Source organism: Pararhizobium sp. A13 (assembly GCF_040126305.1).
In the GTDB taxonomy this organism is placed as follows: Bacteria; Pseudomonadota; Alphaproteobacteria; order Rhizobiales; family Rhizobiaceae; genus Pararhizobium.
The window spans coordinates 2,771,612-2,786,778 of record NZ_CP149510.1 but is presented as its reverse complement, the minus strand read 5'-3'; the positions used below and the strand labels follow the sequence as shown (position 1 = coordinate 2,786,778).

Genomic DNA, 15,167 nt, shown 5'->3' with positions numbered 1-15,167 from the left:
ATTCTTCGGTCCTTAAGCCTTGGCTTCTGCCGCCTTCTGGCGGGCAATGGTTTTCACGCGCGCAATATCCTTGCGGACTTCATTGATGCGCGACGATTTTTCGAGCTGGCCGGTGGCCTTCTGGAAGCGCAGGTTGAACTGCTCTTTCTTCAGCTTGGCAAGCTCTTCGTTGAGCTGATCTGCGCTCAGTGCGCGAACGGTCTCGGCTTTCATGGGCTTTACTCCTTACTCTGCAATGCGCTGTACGAAGCGCGTCTTGACAGAGAGTTTCGCAGCACCAAGGCGAAGCGCCTCACGGGCGAGTTCTTCGCTGACGCCGTCGATTTCGAACATCATTCGGCCGGGCTTGACCTTGCAAGCCCAGTATTCGACCGAACCCTTACCTTTACCCATGCGGACTTCGGTCGGCTTGGCCGTGACCGGAACGTCTGGGAATACGCGGATCCACACGCGACCGGCACGCTTCATGTGACGGGTGATCGCGCGGCGGGCCGCTTCGATCTCGCGCGCGTTAACGCGGTTCGGCTCCTGAGACTTCAGGCCGAATTCACCGAAAGCAAGGTCGGAACCGCCCTTGGCAACGCCCTTGATGCGTCCCTTGAACTGCTTGCGGTACTTAGTACGCTTTGGCTGCAACATTTTTTTACTTCTCCGATATTAGCTGCCAGGAACGACTGTTACGCGTTTTCGCGACGGCGGTTGCTGCTGCTCGGGCCCTGGGCGTCACTCTCGGACGCACGACGCTCGGAAGCCATCGGATCGTGCTCGAGGATTTCGCCCTTGAAGATCCACACCTTGATGCCGCAGATACCAAAAGCGGTCTTGGCTTCAGCCACACCGTAGTCGATGTCGGCGCGAAGCGTGTGCAACGGCACGCGGCCTTCGCGGTACCATTCGGTACGGGCGATTTCCGCTCCGCCGAGACGACCACCGCAGGTGATCTTGATGCCTTCGGCGCCAAGACGCATGGCCGACTGAACAGCGCGCTTCATCGCACGGCGAAAAGCAACGCGGCGTTCCAGCTGCTGGGCGATCGACTGGGCAACGAGGGTGGAGTCAACTTCCGGCTTGCGAACTTCAACGATGTTGAGGTGCGTTTCGGAGTTGGTCATCTCGGAAAGCTTCTTGCGGAGCTTTTCGATATCTGCGCCCTTCTTGCCGATGATCAGGCCCGGACGAGCCGAGTGGATCGTGACGCGGCACTTCTTGTGCGGACGCTCGATGACCACCTTGGCGATACCGGCCTGCTTCAGTTCTTCCATCAGGTAAGCGCGAATCTTCAGGTCTTCATGAAGAAGCTGACCGTATTCGGCGTTGTCTGCGAACCAGCGGCTGTCCCAGGTGCGGTTGATGCCGAGGCGGAAGCCGACTGGATTGATCTTCTGACCCATTATGCGGCCTCCCCTTTGGCTTCGACTTCGCGAACAACGATCGTCAGATGCGCGAAAGGCTTTTCGATACGCGATGCACGGCCACGGCCACGAGCGTGGAACCGCTTCATGACGATGGACTTGCCAACGTAGGCTTCGGCGACGATCAAACTATCGACGTCGAGATCGTGGTTGTTCTCTGCGTTTGCGATTGCGGACTCAAGGGTCTTCTTGACCGTGTCCGAGATGCGCTTGCGCGAGAATTCCAGTTCGGCCAGAGCCCGGTCGACCTTCTTGCCGCGAATCATCGCGGCAACCAGGTTGAGCTTCTGGGGGCTGACGCGGATCGTGCGCGCAATTGCCTGCGCCTCATTATCCTTCAGCCGGCGTTCGGCTTTTGCCTTGCCCATAATTACTTCCTCTTTGCCTTCTTGTCCGCACCGTGACCGTAATAGGTCCGGGTCGGAGAGAATTCACCGAACTTGTGACCGACCATGTCTTCCGACACGGAAACCGGCACATGCTTGCTGCCATTGTAGACGCCGAAGGTCAGACCGACGAACTGCGGCAGGATGGTGGAGCGACGGCTCCACATCTTGATCACTTCGTTACGACCGCCTTCACGAACCTTCTCAGCCTTCTTGAGAAGATAGCCGTCAACAAACGGACCTTTCCATACTGAACGAGCCATTGGAGACTTCCTCTCTTACTTCTTACGCTGATGACGCGAGCGCATGATGAACTTGTCGGTCGACTTGTTCGAACGCGTGCGCTTGCCCTTGGTGGGCTTGCCCCACGGAGACACCGGATGACGGCCACCCGAGGTGCGGCCTTCACCACCGCCGTGCGGATGGTCAACAGGGTTCATGACGACGCCGCGAACGTGCGGACGCTTGCCGCGCCACACCGAACGGCCGGCCTTGCCGTCGTTGATGTTGCCGTGATCGGGGTTCGATACAGCACCGACCGTTGCAAGGCAGGAACCATGCACCAGACGCTGTTCGCCGGAGTTGAGGCGAAGGATCGCCATACCCTGGTCGCGACCGACGAGCTGGACGTAGGCGCCGGCCGAACGGGCGATCTGACCGCCCTTGCCCGGCTTCATCTCGACGTTGTGAACGATCGAACCAACCGGCATGTACTGAAGCGGCATGGTGTTGCCCGGCTTCACGTCAACCTGCTTTTCCGAAGCGATCACCTTGTCGCCGGCAGCAAGACGCTGCGGAGCAAGGATGTAGGCCTGCTCGCCATCGGCATAGTTGATGAGCGCGATGAACGCGGTGCGGTTCGGGTCGTATTCGATGCGCTCGACCGTGCCTTCGACGTCGAACTTGCGACGCTTGAAGTCGATCAGACGGTAGGTCCGCTTGTGACCGCCGCCCTGGAAGCGCACCGTGATGCGACCGGTGTTGTTACGACCGCCCTTGGAGGACAGGCCTTCGGTCAGCGCCTTGACGGGCTTGCCCTTCCAGAGGCCGGACCGGTCGACGATGACCAGCTGACGCTGGCTCGGGGTCGTCGGATTGAAACTTTTCAATGCCATTGTTCTATTCCTCAGAGTCCGGTGGAGACGTCGATGGTCTGACCGTCAGCAAGTGTGACGATCGCCTTCTTGACGTCCTTCTGCCGGCCGGCGAAGCCGCGGAAACGCTTCAGCTTACCCTTGCGGAGCAGCGTGTTCACAGCCGTCACCTTGACGCCGAACAGTGCTTCGACGGCAGCCTTGATTTCCGGCTTCGACGCACCCTTGGCGACGTTGAAGATGATCTGGTTCTGTTCAGAAACCAGCGTCGACTTTTCGGTGATCGAAGGAGAAACGATCACATCATAGTGGCGAAGGTCAGTCATTTGAACCGCTCCTCAAGAGCTTCAACTGCAGCCTTGGACAGCACGAGCTTGCCGCGGCGCAGAATATCGTAAACATTGATGCCCTGGACCGGCAGAACGTCCACGTTCGGGATGTTCTGGGCTGCGAGCTTGAAGTTGCTGTCGAGTTCGACGCCACCGATGAACAGTGCGTTGGTCAGGCCGAGCGTTGCGAAAGCGCCGGTCAGCGTCTTCGTCTTGGCTTCGGCGGCAACCAGGTTGTCGACGATGATCAGTTCTTCAGCACGAAGCTTGGCCGACAGCGCATGGCGCAGGCCGAGAGCGCGAACCTTCTTCGGCAGGTCATGAGCGTGGCTGCGAACAACCGGGCCATGAGCCTTACCACCGCCGCGGAACTGCGGAGCGCGAGCCGAATGATGACGAGCGCGGCCCGTACCCTTCTGCTTGAACATCTTGGCGCCGGTGCGCGAAACTTCGGCGCGACCCTTGGCCTTGTGCGTGCCCTGCTGCTTCTTGGCGAGCTGCCAGCGAACGACGCGGGCAATGATATCTTCGCGAGGCTCGAGACCGAAAATCGCATCGGACAGGGAGACCTGGCCCGCTTCTTTTCCCTCGAGGGTGGTGACTTTGAGATCCATGATCTGGCCCCCTTACTTGGCTGCGCGCACGGCGGCAGGACGCGGAGCGTCAGCCGGGGTGCCGGACTTGATGGCGTCGCGAACGACGATCCATGCGCCCTTGGAGCCGGGTACGGCGCCCTTGACGAGGATCAGACCGCGGTCTTCATCGGTGGAGACCACTTCCAGGTTCTGGGTGGTGATGCGCGTCTGGCCCATGTGACCAGCCATGCGCTTGCCCTTCCAGACGCGGCCCGGATCCTGGTTGGAACCAGTCGAACCATGCGAACGGTGTGATACGGACACGCCGTGCGTTGCACGCAGACCGCCGAAGTTGTGGCGCTTCATCGCACCGGCAAAACCCTTACCGGCAGATGTACCGGTAACGTCTACGAGCTGGCCCGCGACGAAATGGTTTGCAGTGAGTTCGGCGCCGACATCGATCAGATTGTCCGACGTAACGCGAAACTCGACGACCTTGGCCTTCGGCTCAACGCTTGCGGCAGCAAACTGACCGCGCAACGGCTTGCTCGTATTCTTGACCTTGGACTGACCAGCACCGAGCTGAACTGCGGTGTAGCCATTCTTGTCTTCTGTGCGATGGGCAACTACCTGGCAGTTTTCCATCCGCAATACTGTTACTGGGATATGCTCACCGGCGTCGTTATAGACGCGGGTCATTCCCACTTTCTGTGCAATCACACCTGAACGCATTGGTTCATTCCTCTTAAGAGTTAGTGTCGGAGCGAACCCCTTCACATCTCTGGTTTAAGGTCTCCCTTGGATCATCCGATCAAAGGGTCGCCCGTTTTTGGAAGCCGTTGGACCGAAATCCACGTACCTTCCTTGTTATTAAAGCTTAATTTCCACGTCCACGCCGGCAGCCAGGTCGAGCTTCATCAGCGCGTCAACGGTCTGCGGCGTAGGATCGACGATGTCGAGAAGGCGCTTGTGGGTGCGCATCTCGAACTGTTCACGGCTCTTCTTGTCGACGTGGGGCGACCGGTTGACCGTGAATTTTTCAATCCGGGTCGGAAGCGGTACCGGGCCGCGTACGCTTGCACCGGTACGCTTGGCCGTCGACACGATTTCGCGCGTGGAGGCATCGAGGATCCGGTGATCAAACGCCTTCAGGCGGATGCGGATATTCTGGCCATTCATTCGACTTGTCCTTGTTCGTGATTCTGTGCCCGCCAATACGGCAAAACACAAAGAACTTCAATTATTCAGCAGACCGTTTTGTCAAAAATCGCAGGGACATGGAGAACCATGTCCCTGCCACCAACGGCCCTTTGGCCGTCTCGATTACTCGACGATCGATGCGACGATGCCGGCGCCGACGGTGCGGCCGCCTTCGCGGATGGCGAAGCGCAGCTTTTCTTCCATCGCGATCGGCACGATCAGCTCGACGGCAACGGTGACGTTGTCGCCCGGCATGACCATTTCCGTGCCTTCCGGCAGCGACACGATGCCCGTCACGTCCGTCGTGCGGAAGTAGAACTGCGGACGGTAGTTGGTGAAGAACGGCGTATGACGGCCGCCTTCTTCCTTCGTCAGGATGTAGGCTTCAGCCATGAACTTCTTGTGCGGCTTGACCGAACCCGGCTTGCACAGGATCTGGCCACGCTCGACGCCGTCACGGGTGACGCCGCGCAGCAGCGCGCCGATGTTGTCGCCGGCCTGGCCCTGGTCGAGCAGCTTGCGGAACATTTCAACGCCGGTGCAGGTCGTCTTCGTCGTCGGACGGATGCCGACGATTTCGATTTCCTCGCCAACCTTGACGATGCCGCGCTCGACGCGACCGGTGACGACCGTGCCACGGCCCGAGATCGAGAACACGTCTTCGATCGGCATCAGGAACGGCTGGTCGATCGGACGCTCAGGCGTCGGGATGTAGGCGTCAACCGCTGCCATCAGCTCGCGGATCGCGTCTTCGCCGATCTTCTTGTCCGAATCTTCCAGCGCAGCCAGAGCCGAACCCTTGATGATCGGGATGTCGTCGCCCGGGAAGTCGTAGGACGACAGCAGTTCGCGCACTTCCAGCTCAACGAGTTCGAGCAGTTCGGCGTCGTCGACCTGGTCGACCTTGTTGAGGAACACGACGATCGCCGGAACGCCGACCTGACGGGCAAGCAGGATGTGCTCGCGGGTCTGCGGCATCGGGCCGTCGGCAGCCGAGCAAACCAGGATCGCGCCGTCCATCTGGGCCGCACCGGTGATCATGTTCTTGACGTAGTCGGCGTGGCCGGGGCAGTCGACGTGCGCATAGTGACGGGCCGGCGTCTCATATTCGACGTGCGCCGTCGAGATGGTGATGCCGCGCGCCTTTTCTTCCGGAGCGGCGTCGATCTGGTCATACGCCTTGTATTCGCCGAAATACTTCGTGATCGCTGCCGTCAGCGACGTCTTGCCATGGTCAACGTGGCCGATCGTGCCAATGTTAACGTGCGGCTTGTTGCGCTCAAATTTGCTCTTTGCCATTTCCGGCTCTCCGTTTTCTGACCCCAATCAGGGGGTAATTCTCTTGTTTCTGTCAGATGGCGTAGGCTCCGGTCACTTCTGACCGGAGTATTTCGCCTGGATTTCCTGCGCCACGTTCGACGGAACCGGCGAATAGTGATCGAACGTCATCGAATACTGGGCACGGCCTTGGCTCATCGAGCGCAGGTTGTCCACGTACTTGAACATGTTCGCCAACGGGACGTTTGCGTTGATGACAACGGCAACACCGCGGGATTCCTGGCCTTGGATTTGGCCACGACGCGAGTTCAAGTCGCCGATAACGTCGCCGACATAGTCTTCCGGCGTTACGACTTCGACCTTCATCATCGGCTCAAGAAGCTGAGCGCCGGCCTTCTTTGCCGCTTCACGGAAGCAGGCGCGCGAGGCGATTTCGAAAGCGAGAACCGACGAGTCGACATCGTGGAAGGCGCCGTCGATGAGGGTCGCCTTGACGCCGAGCATCGGGAAGCCTGCGAGCGGACCCGAAGACAGAACGCTTTCGATGCCCTTCTGAACGCCCGGGATATATTCCTTCGGAACAGCACCGCCGACGATCTTGGACTCGAACTTGAAGTCTTCGCCTTCTTCGTTCGGCTCGAACACGATCTTGACGCGCGAACTGGCCGGTACCGCCGGACTGCTTCTTGTGCGTGTAGTCTTCCTCGTGCTTCTTCGTGATGGTTTCACGATAGGCAACCTGCGGCGCGCCGACCGTTGCTTCAACCTTGAATTCGCGGCGCATGCGGTCGACCAGGATGTCGAGGTGAAGTTCACCCATGCCGGCGATGATCGTCTGACCGGATTCTTCATCCGTCTTGACGCGGAACGAAGGATCTTCGGCAGCCAGGCGGTTGAGCGCGAGGCCCATCTTTTCCTGGTCGCCCTTGGTCTTCGGCTCGATCGCGATCTGGATGACCGGCTCGGGGAATTCCATCCGCTCGAGGATAACCTGCTTCAGCGGATCGCAGAGCGTATCGCCGGTGGTGGTTTCCTTGAGGCCGGCGAGAGCAACGATGTCGCCTGCGAAGGCTTCTTCGATGTCTTCACGCGAGTTGGAATGCATCTGCAGCATGCGGCCGACGCGTTCGCGCTTTTCCTTGACCGTGTTCATGACCGACGTGCCCTTTTCGAGCTTGCCGGAGTAGATGCGTGCGAAGGTCAGCGAGCCAACGAAGGGGTCGTTCATGATCTTGAACGCGAGCATCGAAAGCGGCTCTTCATCAGAAGCATGACGCTCGATTTCGGCTTCGGTCTTGACGTCGATGCCCTTGATCGCCGGGATGTCTGCCGGGGACGGCAGATAGTCGACGACGGCGTCGAGAAGCGGCTGAACGCCCTTGTTCTTGAACGCGGTACCGCAGAACATGGGGTGGAACTTCACGTCGATGGTGCCGCGACGAACGAGCGCACGGATCTGCTCATTGTCGGGCATGACGCCTTCCAGATAAGCTTCCATGGCGGCTTCGTCGATATCGACAACGGTTTCGATGAGGAGTTCGCGATACTTCGCGGCCTTTTCCTTCATGTCGTCCGGGATCTCGACAACGTCCCACTGTGCGCCGAGCGACTCGTCGCGCCAGATGAGAGCGTTCATTTCGATCAGGTCGATGACGCCCTTGAAGTCGCTCTCAGCGCCGATCGGCAGCTGCATGACGACCGGGATCGCACCGAGACGGGACTTGATCATGTCAACCGAGCGATAGAAATCGGCGCCGGTCTTGTCCATCTTGTTGCAGAAGATCATACGCGGAACGTTGTACTTCTCGGCCTGACGCCAGACGGTCTCCGTCTGCGGCTCAACACCGGCGTTGGCGTCGAGCAGAGCGATGGCACCGTCGAGAACGCGCAGCGAACGCTCGACTTCGATGGTGAAGTCGACGTGGCCGGGGGTGTCGATGATGTTGAAGCGGCGCATCTTGCCGTCACGGCCCTTCCAGAAGGTCGTGGTGGCAGCGGACGTGATGGTGATGCCGCGTTCCTGCTCCTGCTCCATCCAGTCCATGGTGGCAGCGCCGTCATGGACTTCGCCGATCTTGTGCGACTTGCCCGTGTAGTACAGGATGCGCTCAGTCGTCGTGGTCTTGCCGGCGTCGATATGCGCCATGATACCGAAATTGCGGTAGTCTTCGATTTTATATTCGCGAGCCATAGTGACTGCCTTTCGAAAATTGTTCGTCGATTACCAGCGGTAATGCGAGAATGCGCGGTTCGCGTCAGCCATCTTGTGCGTGTCTTCGCGCTTCTTGACGGCGCTGCCACGGTTGTTGGCAGCATCCATGAGTTCGCCGCAAAGGCGATCGATCATGGTGGTCTCGTTGCGCTTGCGGGCAGCGGCGATCAGCCAGCGAATGGCAAGAGCCTGGCGGCGCTCGGGGCGAACATCGACCGGAACCTGGTAGGTTGCACCACCAACGCGACGCGAACGGACTTCGACGTGCGGAGCGATGTTGTCGAGAGCCGAATGGAACACGGCGACCGGCTCCTGCTTCAGCTTGCCCTGAACCGCATCGAAAGCACCGTAAACGATGTTTTCAGCAACGGACTTCTTACCATGAAGCATGATGGCGTTCATGAACTTGGTGACGACCAGATCGCCGAACTTCGGGTCCGGATTGATCTCGCGCTTTTCTGCACTATGACGACGGGACATACGTTTTGTCTCTCAACTGTTGACGGGCGCCTTATCACGCGGAGAACCTCGCGCAGCGCCGAATTCCTAAGAAAACCGAATTACTTCGGACGCTTCGCACCATACTTGGAGCGGCGCTGCTTGCGGTTCTTGACACCCTGGGTATCGAGAACACCGCGGATGATGTGGTAGCGAACGCCCGGCAAGTCCTTTACGCGGCCACCGCGGATCATGACCACGGAGTGCTCCTGAAGGTTGTGACCTTCACCCGGAATGTAGCCGATGACTTCGAAGCCGTTGGTCAGGCGAATCTTGGCAACCTTACGCAGAGCCGAGTTCGGCTTCTTCGGGGTCGTCGTGTAGACGCGGGTGCAAACGCCGCGCTTCTGCGGGTTTTCCTGCAGAGCAGGAACCTTGTTGCGCTTTACCTGTGCCTGACGCGGCTTGCGGATCAGCTGGTTTACGGTAGGCATATAACCATCCCTTACAAAATCTGTCTCATTACCCTTGCGGGCGGATCGATGCCGTCGCCGGCGGTTTCGAACGCTTGATAAATGCGCAAAACGAGGACCGATCCGCCTTTCGGCAGATGGCCCGCAAAAAAAGCAGAGGACGCCGTATTTCAGCGTCTTGCATGCAGCATTTTGGTCTTCAGCGTGCGTTTCGAACCTTGTTTGAGGCGAACTCCAGAACGAGACGTTCCGAACCAGCCAGCCTCACATGGGCTCCGATGGGGCGGGGTGTACTGATTTCGGGGTGTCCCGTCAAGGGGAATTAACAAATATTCTTCCCGGCGCACGGCTGACATGCCTGTAAAACAAGGCTTTTGCGACCGAACCAGCCCTGGCCAAACATCCGGCAGGGCTGAATCGCCAATGCCCAATCCTCAACTTAAAGAATCATAAAGCAATTTCACAATCCAGCCGTCAGGACAGAATCGGCCGCCTGTCCGACGCGATTCGTCTTGGGTGATTGCTTTTTAGGGCGCACCGCGCGGCAATACGCTGTAAGGTCGGTACACACATCTTTCGAACAAGGACATTGCCATGACTGCCATCCCTGACAACGACAACAACCTCGAGGGCCCAATGATCTTCATCATCATCGGTAAGGCCTATGAGCAGGATGGCGACGAGGGCATCGATATCCACGTCATGCTACGCGCGCCGGACGACGACACCGCAGTGCGCGAAGCTTTGAACGCGCTTGCTGAAGAAGGTTTTCTCGAGGCCGACCTCGACCAGATCGGCACTCTCACCGACATTCCCGACGAAGAACCGCACGCCTCCGCCTATCAGGGCGCGCTCACCGGCGAAGTGGCGATCATCAAGTTCGGCTGATCTTCTTCAGATGGTTGATCAACCAGTTTTGGATGCCTTCAAGGTTCTGATCTACGCAACGAGGAAGGATTTCCTTCTCGTTTTCGATGAACCGGATTTTCCCGCAGTCGCGTTGCAAGTCCCAGGAGGTACGATCGAACCGGGGGAGGATATCCTGGCTGCGGCCCAGCGTGAGTTTGCCGAGGAGACCGGCATTCAGTGCGACGCCCCCTTCGCATTGCTTGCGACGGACGATCATCGCTTTGTCCGCGGCGAAAGGGAAATCTGGCACCGGCGCTCCTATTTTCACGTCAAGCTTACCGGCGAACTGGCGGAAACCTGGATCCACAGGGAGATGACGCCCTTCGGCGGCGGGCCGCCAATCCGCTTCCGGTTCTTCTGGATGCGGATCGAGCACGCCGCTCTGAAGCTCGGTTACGGCATGGAACAACATCTCGCGAGGATTTCCATATAAGAAAAAAGCCGCCCGGATCGCTCGGGGCGGCTTTTTCAATTGGGTCGGAAAGGGCGGCCGAACCGCCCTTTCCGTTCGGCCTTATTCGGCCGCGGCTTCTTCCTTCGCCGCCATGTCGGCGAGCATCGGTGTTGCGGCCTCTGCTCCCGTTCCCTTGCGGCGCTCTTCGAGGATCATCTCGTCGCGCGCGGTCGCAATACGGCGGATCTGGGTCATCGTGCCGCCGGTACCGGCCGGGATCAGACGGCCGACGATGACGTTTTCCTTCAGACCCTGCAGGCCGTCGGTCTTGCCGGCAATCGCAGCTTCCGTCAGCACCTTGGTCGTTTCCTGGAAGGAAGCGGCCGAGATGAAGGACGGCGTCTGCAGCGACGCCTTGGTGATGCCGAGCAGGACCGGATCGCCGTAAGCCGGCTTCTTGCCCTGTTCGATCAGCTGATCGTTAACATCTTCCAGCTCGATGCGGTCGACGCTGTCGCCAACGATATAGGTCGAGTCACCGGCGTCGGTCACTTCCACCTTCTGCAGCATCTGGCGAACGATCACCTCGATGTGCTTGTCGTTGATCACAACGCCCTGCAGACGGTAGACTTCCTGGATTTCGTTGACCAGGTAGGAAGCGAGTGCCTCCACGCCCTTGATCGCCAGGATGTCGTGCGGTGCCGGGTTACCGTCGAGGATGTAGTCACCCTTTTCGATATAGTCGCCATCCTGAAGATGGAAGGGCTTGCCCTTCGGGATCAGGTACTCGACCGGCTCCACACCGTCTTCCGCAGGCTCGATCAGCACGCGGCGCTTGTTCTTGTAGTCGCGGCCGAAGCGGATCGTACCATCGATTTCGGCGATGATCGCGTGATCCTTCGGACGGCGCGCTTCGAAGAGTTCGGCAACGCGCGGCAGACCGCCGGTGATGTCCTTCGTCTTGGCGCTTTCCAGCGGCGAACGTGCAAGCACGTCACCCTGGGAGACCTTCGTGCCCGGCTCGACCGACAGAATGGCGTCGACCGAGAGCATGAAGCGGGCTTCGCCGCCACGGGCAAGCTTGGCAACGGCACCATTCTTGTCCTTGATGACGATCGCCGGCTTCAGGTCGATACCGCGCGGCGTCGAACGCCAGTCGATAACCTGGCGCTTGGTGATGCCGGTCGCCTCGTCGGTCGCTTCCAGAACGGAGATACCGTCGACGATATCTTCGAAATGAACCGTGCCTTCGACTTCCGTCATCATCGGACGCGTGTAGGGGTCCCACTCGGCCAGACGCTGACCGCGCTTCACCTTGTCGGCGTCGTCGACATAGATCTTCGAGCCGTAGGCGACGCGCTGCGAGGACCGCTCGACACCGCGTTCGTCGAGGATCTGGATCGCCATGTTGCGGCCCATGGCAACGAGAACGTTGTCCGAGTTGCGCAGCATGTTGCGGTTCTTGATCTGCACGGTACCTTCGTACGACGCTTCGAGGAACGACTGGTCGACCACCGTTGCGGTACCACCAAGGTGGAACGTACGCATGGTGAGCTGGGTGCCCGGTTCGCCGATCGACTGAGCGGCGATGACGCCGACAGCTTCACCCATGTTGACAGGCGTACCACGCGCCAGGTCGCGGCCGTAGCAGACGCCGCAGACGCCGGTCTGGATTTCGCAGGTCAGCGCCGAACGGATGCGGATCGACTGGATACCAGCCTTCTCGATTTCGACGACGTCGGCTTCGAGGATCATCTTGCCGGCATCGACGATGCGATCGCCGGTGACGGGATGATCGATGTTGTCGAGGGCCGTGCGGCCGAGAACGCGAGCGCCGAGCGAAGCCACGACCTGACCGGCATCGACGATGGCGGTCATGGTGAGGCCGGTTTCGGTACCGCAATCCACCGAGTTGACGATGCAATCCTGCGCAACGTCGACGAGACGGCGGGTCAGGTAACCGGAGTTCGCGGTCTTCAAGGCGGTGTCTGCAAGACCCTTACGGGCACCGTGGGTCGAGTTGAAGTACTCGTTGACGGTCAGGCCTTCCTTGAAGTTCGAGATGATCGGCGTCTCGATGATTTCGCCCGAAGGCTTGGCCATCAGGCCGCGCATGCCGCCCAGCTGACGCATCTGGTTCGGAGAACCGCGGGCGCCGGAGTGCGACATCATATAGATCGAGTTCATCGGCTTCTGACGGCCGTTGTCGTCGAATTCGACCGCTTTGATGCGTGCCATCATCTCGTCGGCGACCTTTTCGGTCGCCTTGCCCCAGGCGTCGACAACCTTGTTGTACTTTTCGCCCTGGGTGATGAGGCCGTCATTGTACTGCTGCTCGTATTCCTTCACCAGGCTTTCGGTGTCGCCGACGATCTTGGCCTTGGTGTCCGGAATGACCATGTCGTCCTTGCCGAACGAAATGCCGGCGCGGCAGGCATGGGCGAAGCCGAGCTGCATGATGCGGTCGCAGAAAATGACCGTGTCCTTCTGGCCGCAATGGCGGTAGACCGTGTCGATCATCTTGGAGATGTTCTTCTTGGTCAGTTCCTGGTTGCAGACGTCGAACGGCACGTTGACGTTCTTCGGCAGAAGTTCGCCGATGAGCATGCGGCCAGGCGTCGTTTCATAGATCTTCGAAACCGGCTTGCCTTCGGCATCCACAGTCTTGAAGCGGCCGCGGATCTTGGCATGCAGCGTCACTGACTTGGTTTCAAGCGCGTGATGCAACTCGCCCAGATCGGAGAAGGCCATGCCTTCGCCCGGCTCGTTCTGGTTCATGATCGACAGATAGTAGAGACCGAGAACCATGTCCTGCGACGGAACGATGATCGGTGCGCCGTTTGCCGGATGCAGGATGTTGTTGGTCGACATCATCAGCACGCGCGCTTCCAGCTGCGCTTCGAGCGACAGCGGAACGTGAACGGCCATCTGGTCGCCGTCGAAGTCGGCGTTGAACGCCGTGCAGACAAGCGGATGCAGCTGGATCGCCTTGCCTTCGACCAGGGTCGGTTCGAAGGCCTGGATGCCCAGGCGGTGCAGCGTCGGTGCGCGGTTCAAGAGAACCGGATGTTCGCGGATGACCTCGTCGAGGATATCCCAGACTTCCGGCTTTTCCTTCTCAACCAGCTTCTTCGCCTGCTTGACGGTCGAGGAGTAACCCTTGGCGTCGAGACGAGCGTAGATGAACGGCTTGAACAGTTCGAGCGCCATCTTCTTCGGCAGGCCGCACTGGTGCAGCTTCAGTTCGGGACCGGTCACGATGACCGAACGGCCGGAATAGTCGACGCGCTTGCCGAGCAGGTTCTGGCGGAAGCGGCCCTGCTTGCCCTTGAGCATGTCGGACAGCGACTTCAGCGGGCGCTTGTTGGCGCCGGTGATGACGCGGCCGCGGCGGCCGTTGTCGAACAGCGCATCGACGGATTCCTGCAGCATGCGCTTTTCGTTGCGAATGATGATGCCAGGCGCACGAAGCTCGATCAGCCGCTTCAGACGGTTGTTACGGTTGATGACGCGGCGATAGAGATCGTTGAGGTCGGACGTCGCGAAACGGCCGCCATCCAGCGGAACGAGCGGACGCAGATCCGGCGGGATCACCGGGACGACCTTCATGATCATCCATTCCGGACGGTTGCCGGATTCCATGAAGTTCTCAACGATCTTCAGGCGCTTCATCAGCTTCTTCTGCTTCAGCTCGGACGTGGTGTCAGCCATTTCCGAACGCAGATCGCCGGCGATCTTGTCGAGGTTCATCGAAGCGAGCATCTCATAGATGGCTTCCGCGCCGATCATCGCCGTGAACTGATCTTCGCCGAACTCGTCGACGGCGATCATGTATTCTTCTTCCGAGAGGAGCTGGTTTTCCTTGAGGGACGTCAGACCCGGCTCGGTGACGATGTAGTTTTCGAAATAGAGGACGCGCTCGATATCCTTCAGCGTCATGTCGAGCAACGTTGCGATACGGCTCGGCAGGGACTTCAGGAACCAGATATGGGCAACGGGAGCGGCGAGCTCGATATGACCCATGCGCTCGCGGCGAACGCGCGACAGCGTAACTTCGACGCCGCACTTTTCGCAGATGATGCCCTTGTACTTCATGCGCTTGTACTTGCCGCACAAGCATTCGTAGTCCTTGATCGGTCCAAAGATGCGCGCGCAGAACAGACCGTCGCGTTCCGGTTTGAACGTGCGGTAGTTGATCGTCTCCGGCTTCTTGATTTCACCGTAAGACCAGGAGAGAATCTTCTCCGGCGAGGCAATCGAGATCCGGATGGAATCGAATGTCTGTGCAGGCACCTGCGGATTGAAAAGATTCATGACCTCTTGGTTCATGCCTATCTCCTTCGTGGGCGTATCGCCCTCTTCTTGGCTGGACGGTTCCGGCAAATCCCGGGCGCCGGACCGCAGCCTGAAAATGGATAAAACCGCATTTTATGCGGCCGCATTTCCTGCCCTGCCCGCTTGAACACC

At 59.3% G+C, this 15,167-nt stretch carries 18 protein-coding genes and 1 pseudogene; 3 read left to right on the top strand and 16 right to left on the bottom strand.

Annotation, left to right across the window (positions count from 1 at the left end):
* Positions 1–12: 12 nt before the first annotated feature.
* The 15 genes and pseudogenes from rpmC to rpsL all read right to left on the bottom strand — a co-directional run bounded on the left by rpmC (position 13) and on the right by rpsL (position 9,418).
* Positions 13–213 carry a 50S ribosomal protein L29 gene (gene rpmC, locus WI754_RS13720; protein WP_018328278.1) on the bottom strand — a complete coding sequence of 67 codons (201 nt, stop codon included), beginning with the start codon at positions 211–213 and terminating at the stop codon, positions 13–15.
* Between the two features lie 12 nt (positions 214–225).
* Positions 226–639 carry a 50S ribosomal protein L16 gene (gene rplP, locus WI754_RS13715; RefSeq protein ID WP_018239489.1) on the bottom strand — a complete coding sequence of 138 codons (414 nt, stop codon included), beginning with the start codon at positions 637–639 and terminating at the stop codon, positions 226–228.
* Between the two features lie 38 nt (positions 640–677).
* Complete coding sequence (gene rpsC, locus WI754_RS13710; RefSeq protein ID WP_349433995.1) at positions 678–1,391, bottom strand: 30S ribosomal protein S3; 714 nt, start codon at positions 1,389–1,391, stop codon at positions 678–680.
* Entirely contained in the window at positions 1,391–1,780 is a 390-nt protein-coding gene (gene rplV, locus WI754_RS13705; RefSeq protein ID WP_018328280.1) for a 50S ribosomal protein L22, read from the bottom strand. The genes rpsC and rplV overlap by 1 nt, the downstream gene beginning before the upstream one ends.
* Before the next feature lie 2 nt (positions 1,781–1,782).
* The gene (gene rpsS, locus WI754_RS13700; RefSeq protein ID WP_018328281.1) at positions 1,783–2,061 is read right to left on the bottom strand and encodes a 30S ribosomal protein S19; all 279 of its coding nucleotides are present in this window, start codon (positions 2,059–2,061) and stop codon (positions 1,783–1,785) included.
* A 15-nt stretch (positions 2,062–2,076) separates the two neighbouring features.
* Positions 2,077–2,913: a 50S ribosomal protein L2 gene (gene rplB, locus WI754_RS13695; RefSeq protein WP_018328282.1), complete on the bottom strand. Its 837-nt coding sequence runs from the start codon at positions 2,911–2,913 to the stop codon at positions 2,077–2,079.
* 11 nt (positions 2,914–2,924) lie between these two features.
* Positions 2,925–3,218, bottom strand: coding sequence for a 50S ribosomal protein L23 (locus WI754_RS13690; protein WP_018328283.1), 294 nt, complete (start codon positions 3,216–3,218; stop codon positions 2,925–2,927).
* Positions 3,215–3,835, bottom strand: a complete 621-nt coding sequence (gene rplD, locus WI754_RS13685) for a 50S ribosomal protein L4 (RefSeq protein WP_018328284.1) — start codon at positions 3,833–3,835, stop codon at positions 3,215–3,217. Before rplD ends, WI754_RS13690 begins: the two co-directional genes overlap by 4 nt.
* 12 nt (positions 3,836–3,847) lie before the next feature.
* Positions 3,848–4,528: a 50S ribosomal protein L3 gene (gene rplC, locus WI754_RS13680; RefSeq protein ID WP_349433993.1), complete on the bottom strand. Its 681-nt coding sequence runs from the start codon at positions 4,526–4,528 to the stop codon at positions 3,848–3,850.
* Between the two features lie 138 nt (positions 4,529–4,666).
* A complete protein-coding gene (rpsJ, locus tag WI754_RS13675) occupies positions 4,667–4,975 on the bottom strand; it encodes a 30S ribosomal protein S10 (RefSeq protein ID WP_003507767.1) in 309 nt (102 codons plus the stop codon).
* Between the two features lie 144 nt (positions 4,976–5,119).
* Positions 5,120–6,295 carry an elongation factor Tu gene (gene tuf, locus WI754_RS13670; RefSeq protein ID WP_349433979.1) on the bottom strand — a complete coding sequence of 392 codons (1,176 nt, stop codon included), beginning with the start codon at positions 6,293–6,295 and terminating at the stop codon, positions 5,120–5,122.
* A 72-nt stretch (positions 6,296–6,367) separates the two neighbouring features.
* Positions 6,368–6,640: a hypothetical protein gene (locus WI754_RS13665; protein ID WP_349437815.1), complete on the bottom strand. Its 273-nt coding sequence runs from the start codon at positions 6,638–6,640 to the stop codon at positions 6,368–6,370.
* An 84-nt stretch (positions 6,641–6,724) separates the two neighbouring features.
* A pseudogene (gene fusA, locus WI754_RS13660) lies at positions 6,725–8,420 on the bottom strand (elongation factor G); the annotation flags it as partial.
* Between the two features lie 75 nt (positions 8,421–8,495).
* Positions 8,496–8,966 carry a 30S ribosomal protein S7 gene (rpsG, locus tag WI754_RS13655; protein WP_018325882.1) on the bottom strand — a complete coding sequence of 157 codons (471 nt, stop codon included), beginning with the start codon at positions 8,964–8,966 and terminating at the stop codon, positions 8,496–8,498.
* An 80-nt stretch (positions 8,967–9,046) separates the two neighbouring features.
* Positions 9,047–9,418, bottom strand: a complete 372-nt coding sequence (rpsL, locus tag WI754_RS13650; RefSeq protein WP_003507760.1) for a 30S ribosomal protein S12 — start codon at positions 9,416–9,418, stop codon at positions 9,047–9,049.
* 573 nt (positions 9,419–9,991) lie between these two features.
* Between rpsL and WI754_RS13645 the strand changes: the two genes are divergently transcribed.
* Complete coding sequence (locus WI754_RS13645) at positions 9,992–10,285, top strand: transcriptional regulator (protein ID WP_349433992.1); 294 nt, start codon at positions 9,992–9,994, stop codon at positions 10,283–10,285.
* 10 nt (positions 10,286–10,295) lie between these two features.
* Entirely contained in the window at positions 10,296–10,739 is a 444-nt protein-coding gene (locus tag WI754_RS13640; protein WP_349433991.1) for an NUDIX domain-containing protein, read from the top strand.
* Positions 10,740–10,820: 81 nt separating this feature from the next.
* Here WI754_RS13640 and rpoC read toward each other — a convergent pair whose 3' ends face one another.
* Positions 10,821–15,029, bottom strand: a complete 4,209-nt coding sequence (gene rpoC / locus WI754_RS13635; RefSeq protein WP_349433990.1) for a DNA-directed RNA polymerase subunit beta' — start codon at positions 15,027–15,029, stop codon at positions 10,821–10,823.
* Between rpoC and WI754_RS13630 the strand changes: the two genes are divergently transcribed.
* Positions 15,013–15,162 (top strand): hypothetical protein, encoded by a 150-nt coding sequence (locus WI754_RS13630; RefSeq protein WP_349433989.1) that lies wholly within the window; start codon positions 15,013–15,015, stop codon positions 15,160–15,162. The two genes, rpoC and WI754_RS13630, sit on opposite strands and share 17 nt — an antisense overlap.
* Positions 15,163–15,167 lie beyond the last annotated feature (5 nt).

Bases quoted from the DNA above. Each gene is read 5' to 3' on its own strand.
- rplB (WP_018328282.1), bottom strand. From the start codon at position 2,913: ATGGCATTGAAAAGTTTCAATCCGACGACCCCGAGCCAGCGTCAGCTG.
- rpsG (WP_018325882.1), bottom strand. From the start codon at position 8,966: ATGTCCCGTCGTCATAGTGCAGAAAAGCGCGAGATCAATCCGGACCCG.
- rpsJ (WP_003507767.1), bottom strand. From the start codon at position 4,975: ATGAATGGCCAGAATATCCGCATCCGCCTGAAGGCGTTTGATCACCGG.
- rpsL (WP_003507760.1), bottom strand. From the start codon at position 9,418: ATGCCTACCGTAAACCAGCTGATCCGCAAGCCGCGTCAGGCACAGGTA.
- tuf (WP_349433979.1), bottom strand. From the start codon at position 6,295: ATGGCAAAGAGCAAATTTGAGCGCAACAAGCCGCACGTTAACATTGGC.
- WI754_RS13645 (WP_349433992.1), top strand. From the start codon at position 9,992: ATGACTGCCATCCCTGACAACGACAACAACCTCGAGGGCCCAATGATC.
- rplP (WP_018239489.1), bottom strand. From the start codon at position 639: ATGTTGCAGCCAAAGCGTACTAAGTACCGCAAGCAGTTCAAGGGACGC.
- rplD (WP_018328284.1), bottom strand. From the start codon at position 3,835: ATGGATCTCAAAGTCACCACCCTCGAGGGAAAAGAAGCGGGCCAGGTC.
- rpsC (WP_349433995.1), bottom strand. From the start codon at position 1,391: ATGGGTCAGAAGATCAATCCAGTCGGCTTCCGCCTCGGCATCAACCGC.
- rpoC (WP_349433990.1), bottom strand. From the start codon at position 15,029: ATGAACCAAGAGGTCATGAATCTTTTCAATCCGCAGGTGCCTGCACAG.
- rplV (WP_018328280.1), bottom strand. From the start codon at position 1,780: ATGGGCAAGGCAAAAGCCGAACGCCGGCTGAAGGATAATGAGGCGCAG.
- WI754_RS13630 (WP_349433989.1), top strand. From the start codon at position 15,013: ATGACCTCTTGGTTCATGCCTATCTCCTTCGTGGGCGTATCGCCCTCT.
- rplC (WP_349433993.1), bottom strand. From the start codon at position 4,528: ATGCGTTCAGGTGTGATTGCACAGAAAGTGGGAATGACCCGCGTCTAT.
- WI754_RS13640 (WP_349433991.1), top strand. From the start codon at position 10,296: ATGGTTGATCAACCAGTTTTGGATGCCTTCAAGGTTCTGATCTACGCA.
- rpmC (WP_018328278.1), bottom strand. From the start codon at position 213: ATGAAAGCCGAGACCGTTCGCGCACTGAGCGCAGATCAGCTCAACGAA.
- WI754_RS13690 (WP_018328283.1), bottom strand. From the start codon at position 3,218: ATGACTGACCTTCGCCACTATGATGTGATCGTTTCTCCTTCGATCACC.
- WI754_RS13665 (WP_349437815.1), bottom strand. From the start codon at position 6,640: ATGAAGGTCGAAGTCGTAACGCCGGAAGACTATGTCGGCGACGTTATC.
- rpsS (WP_018328281.1), bottom strand. From the start codon at position 2,061: ATGGCTCGTTCAGTATGGAAAGGTCCGTTTGTTGACGGCTATCTTCTC.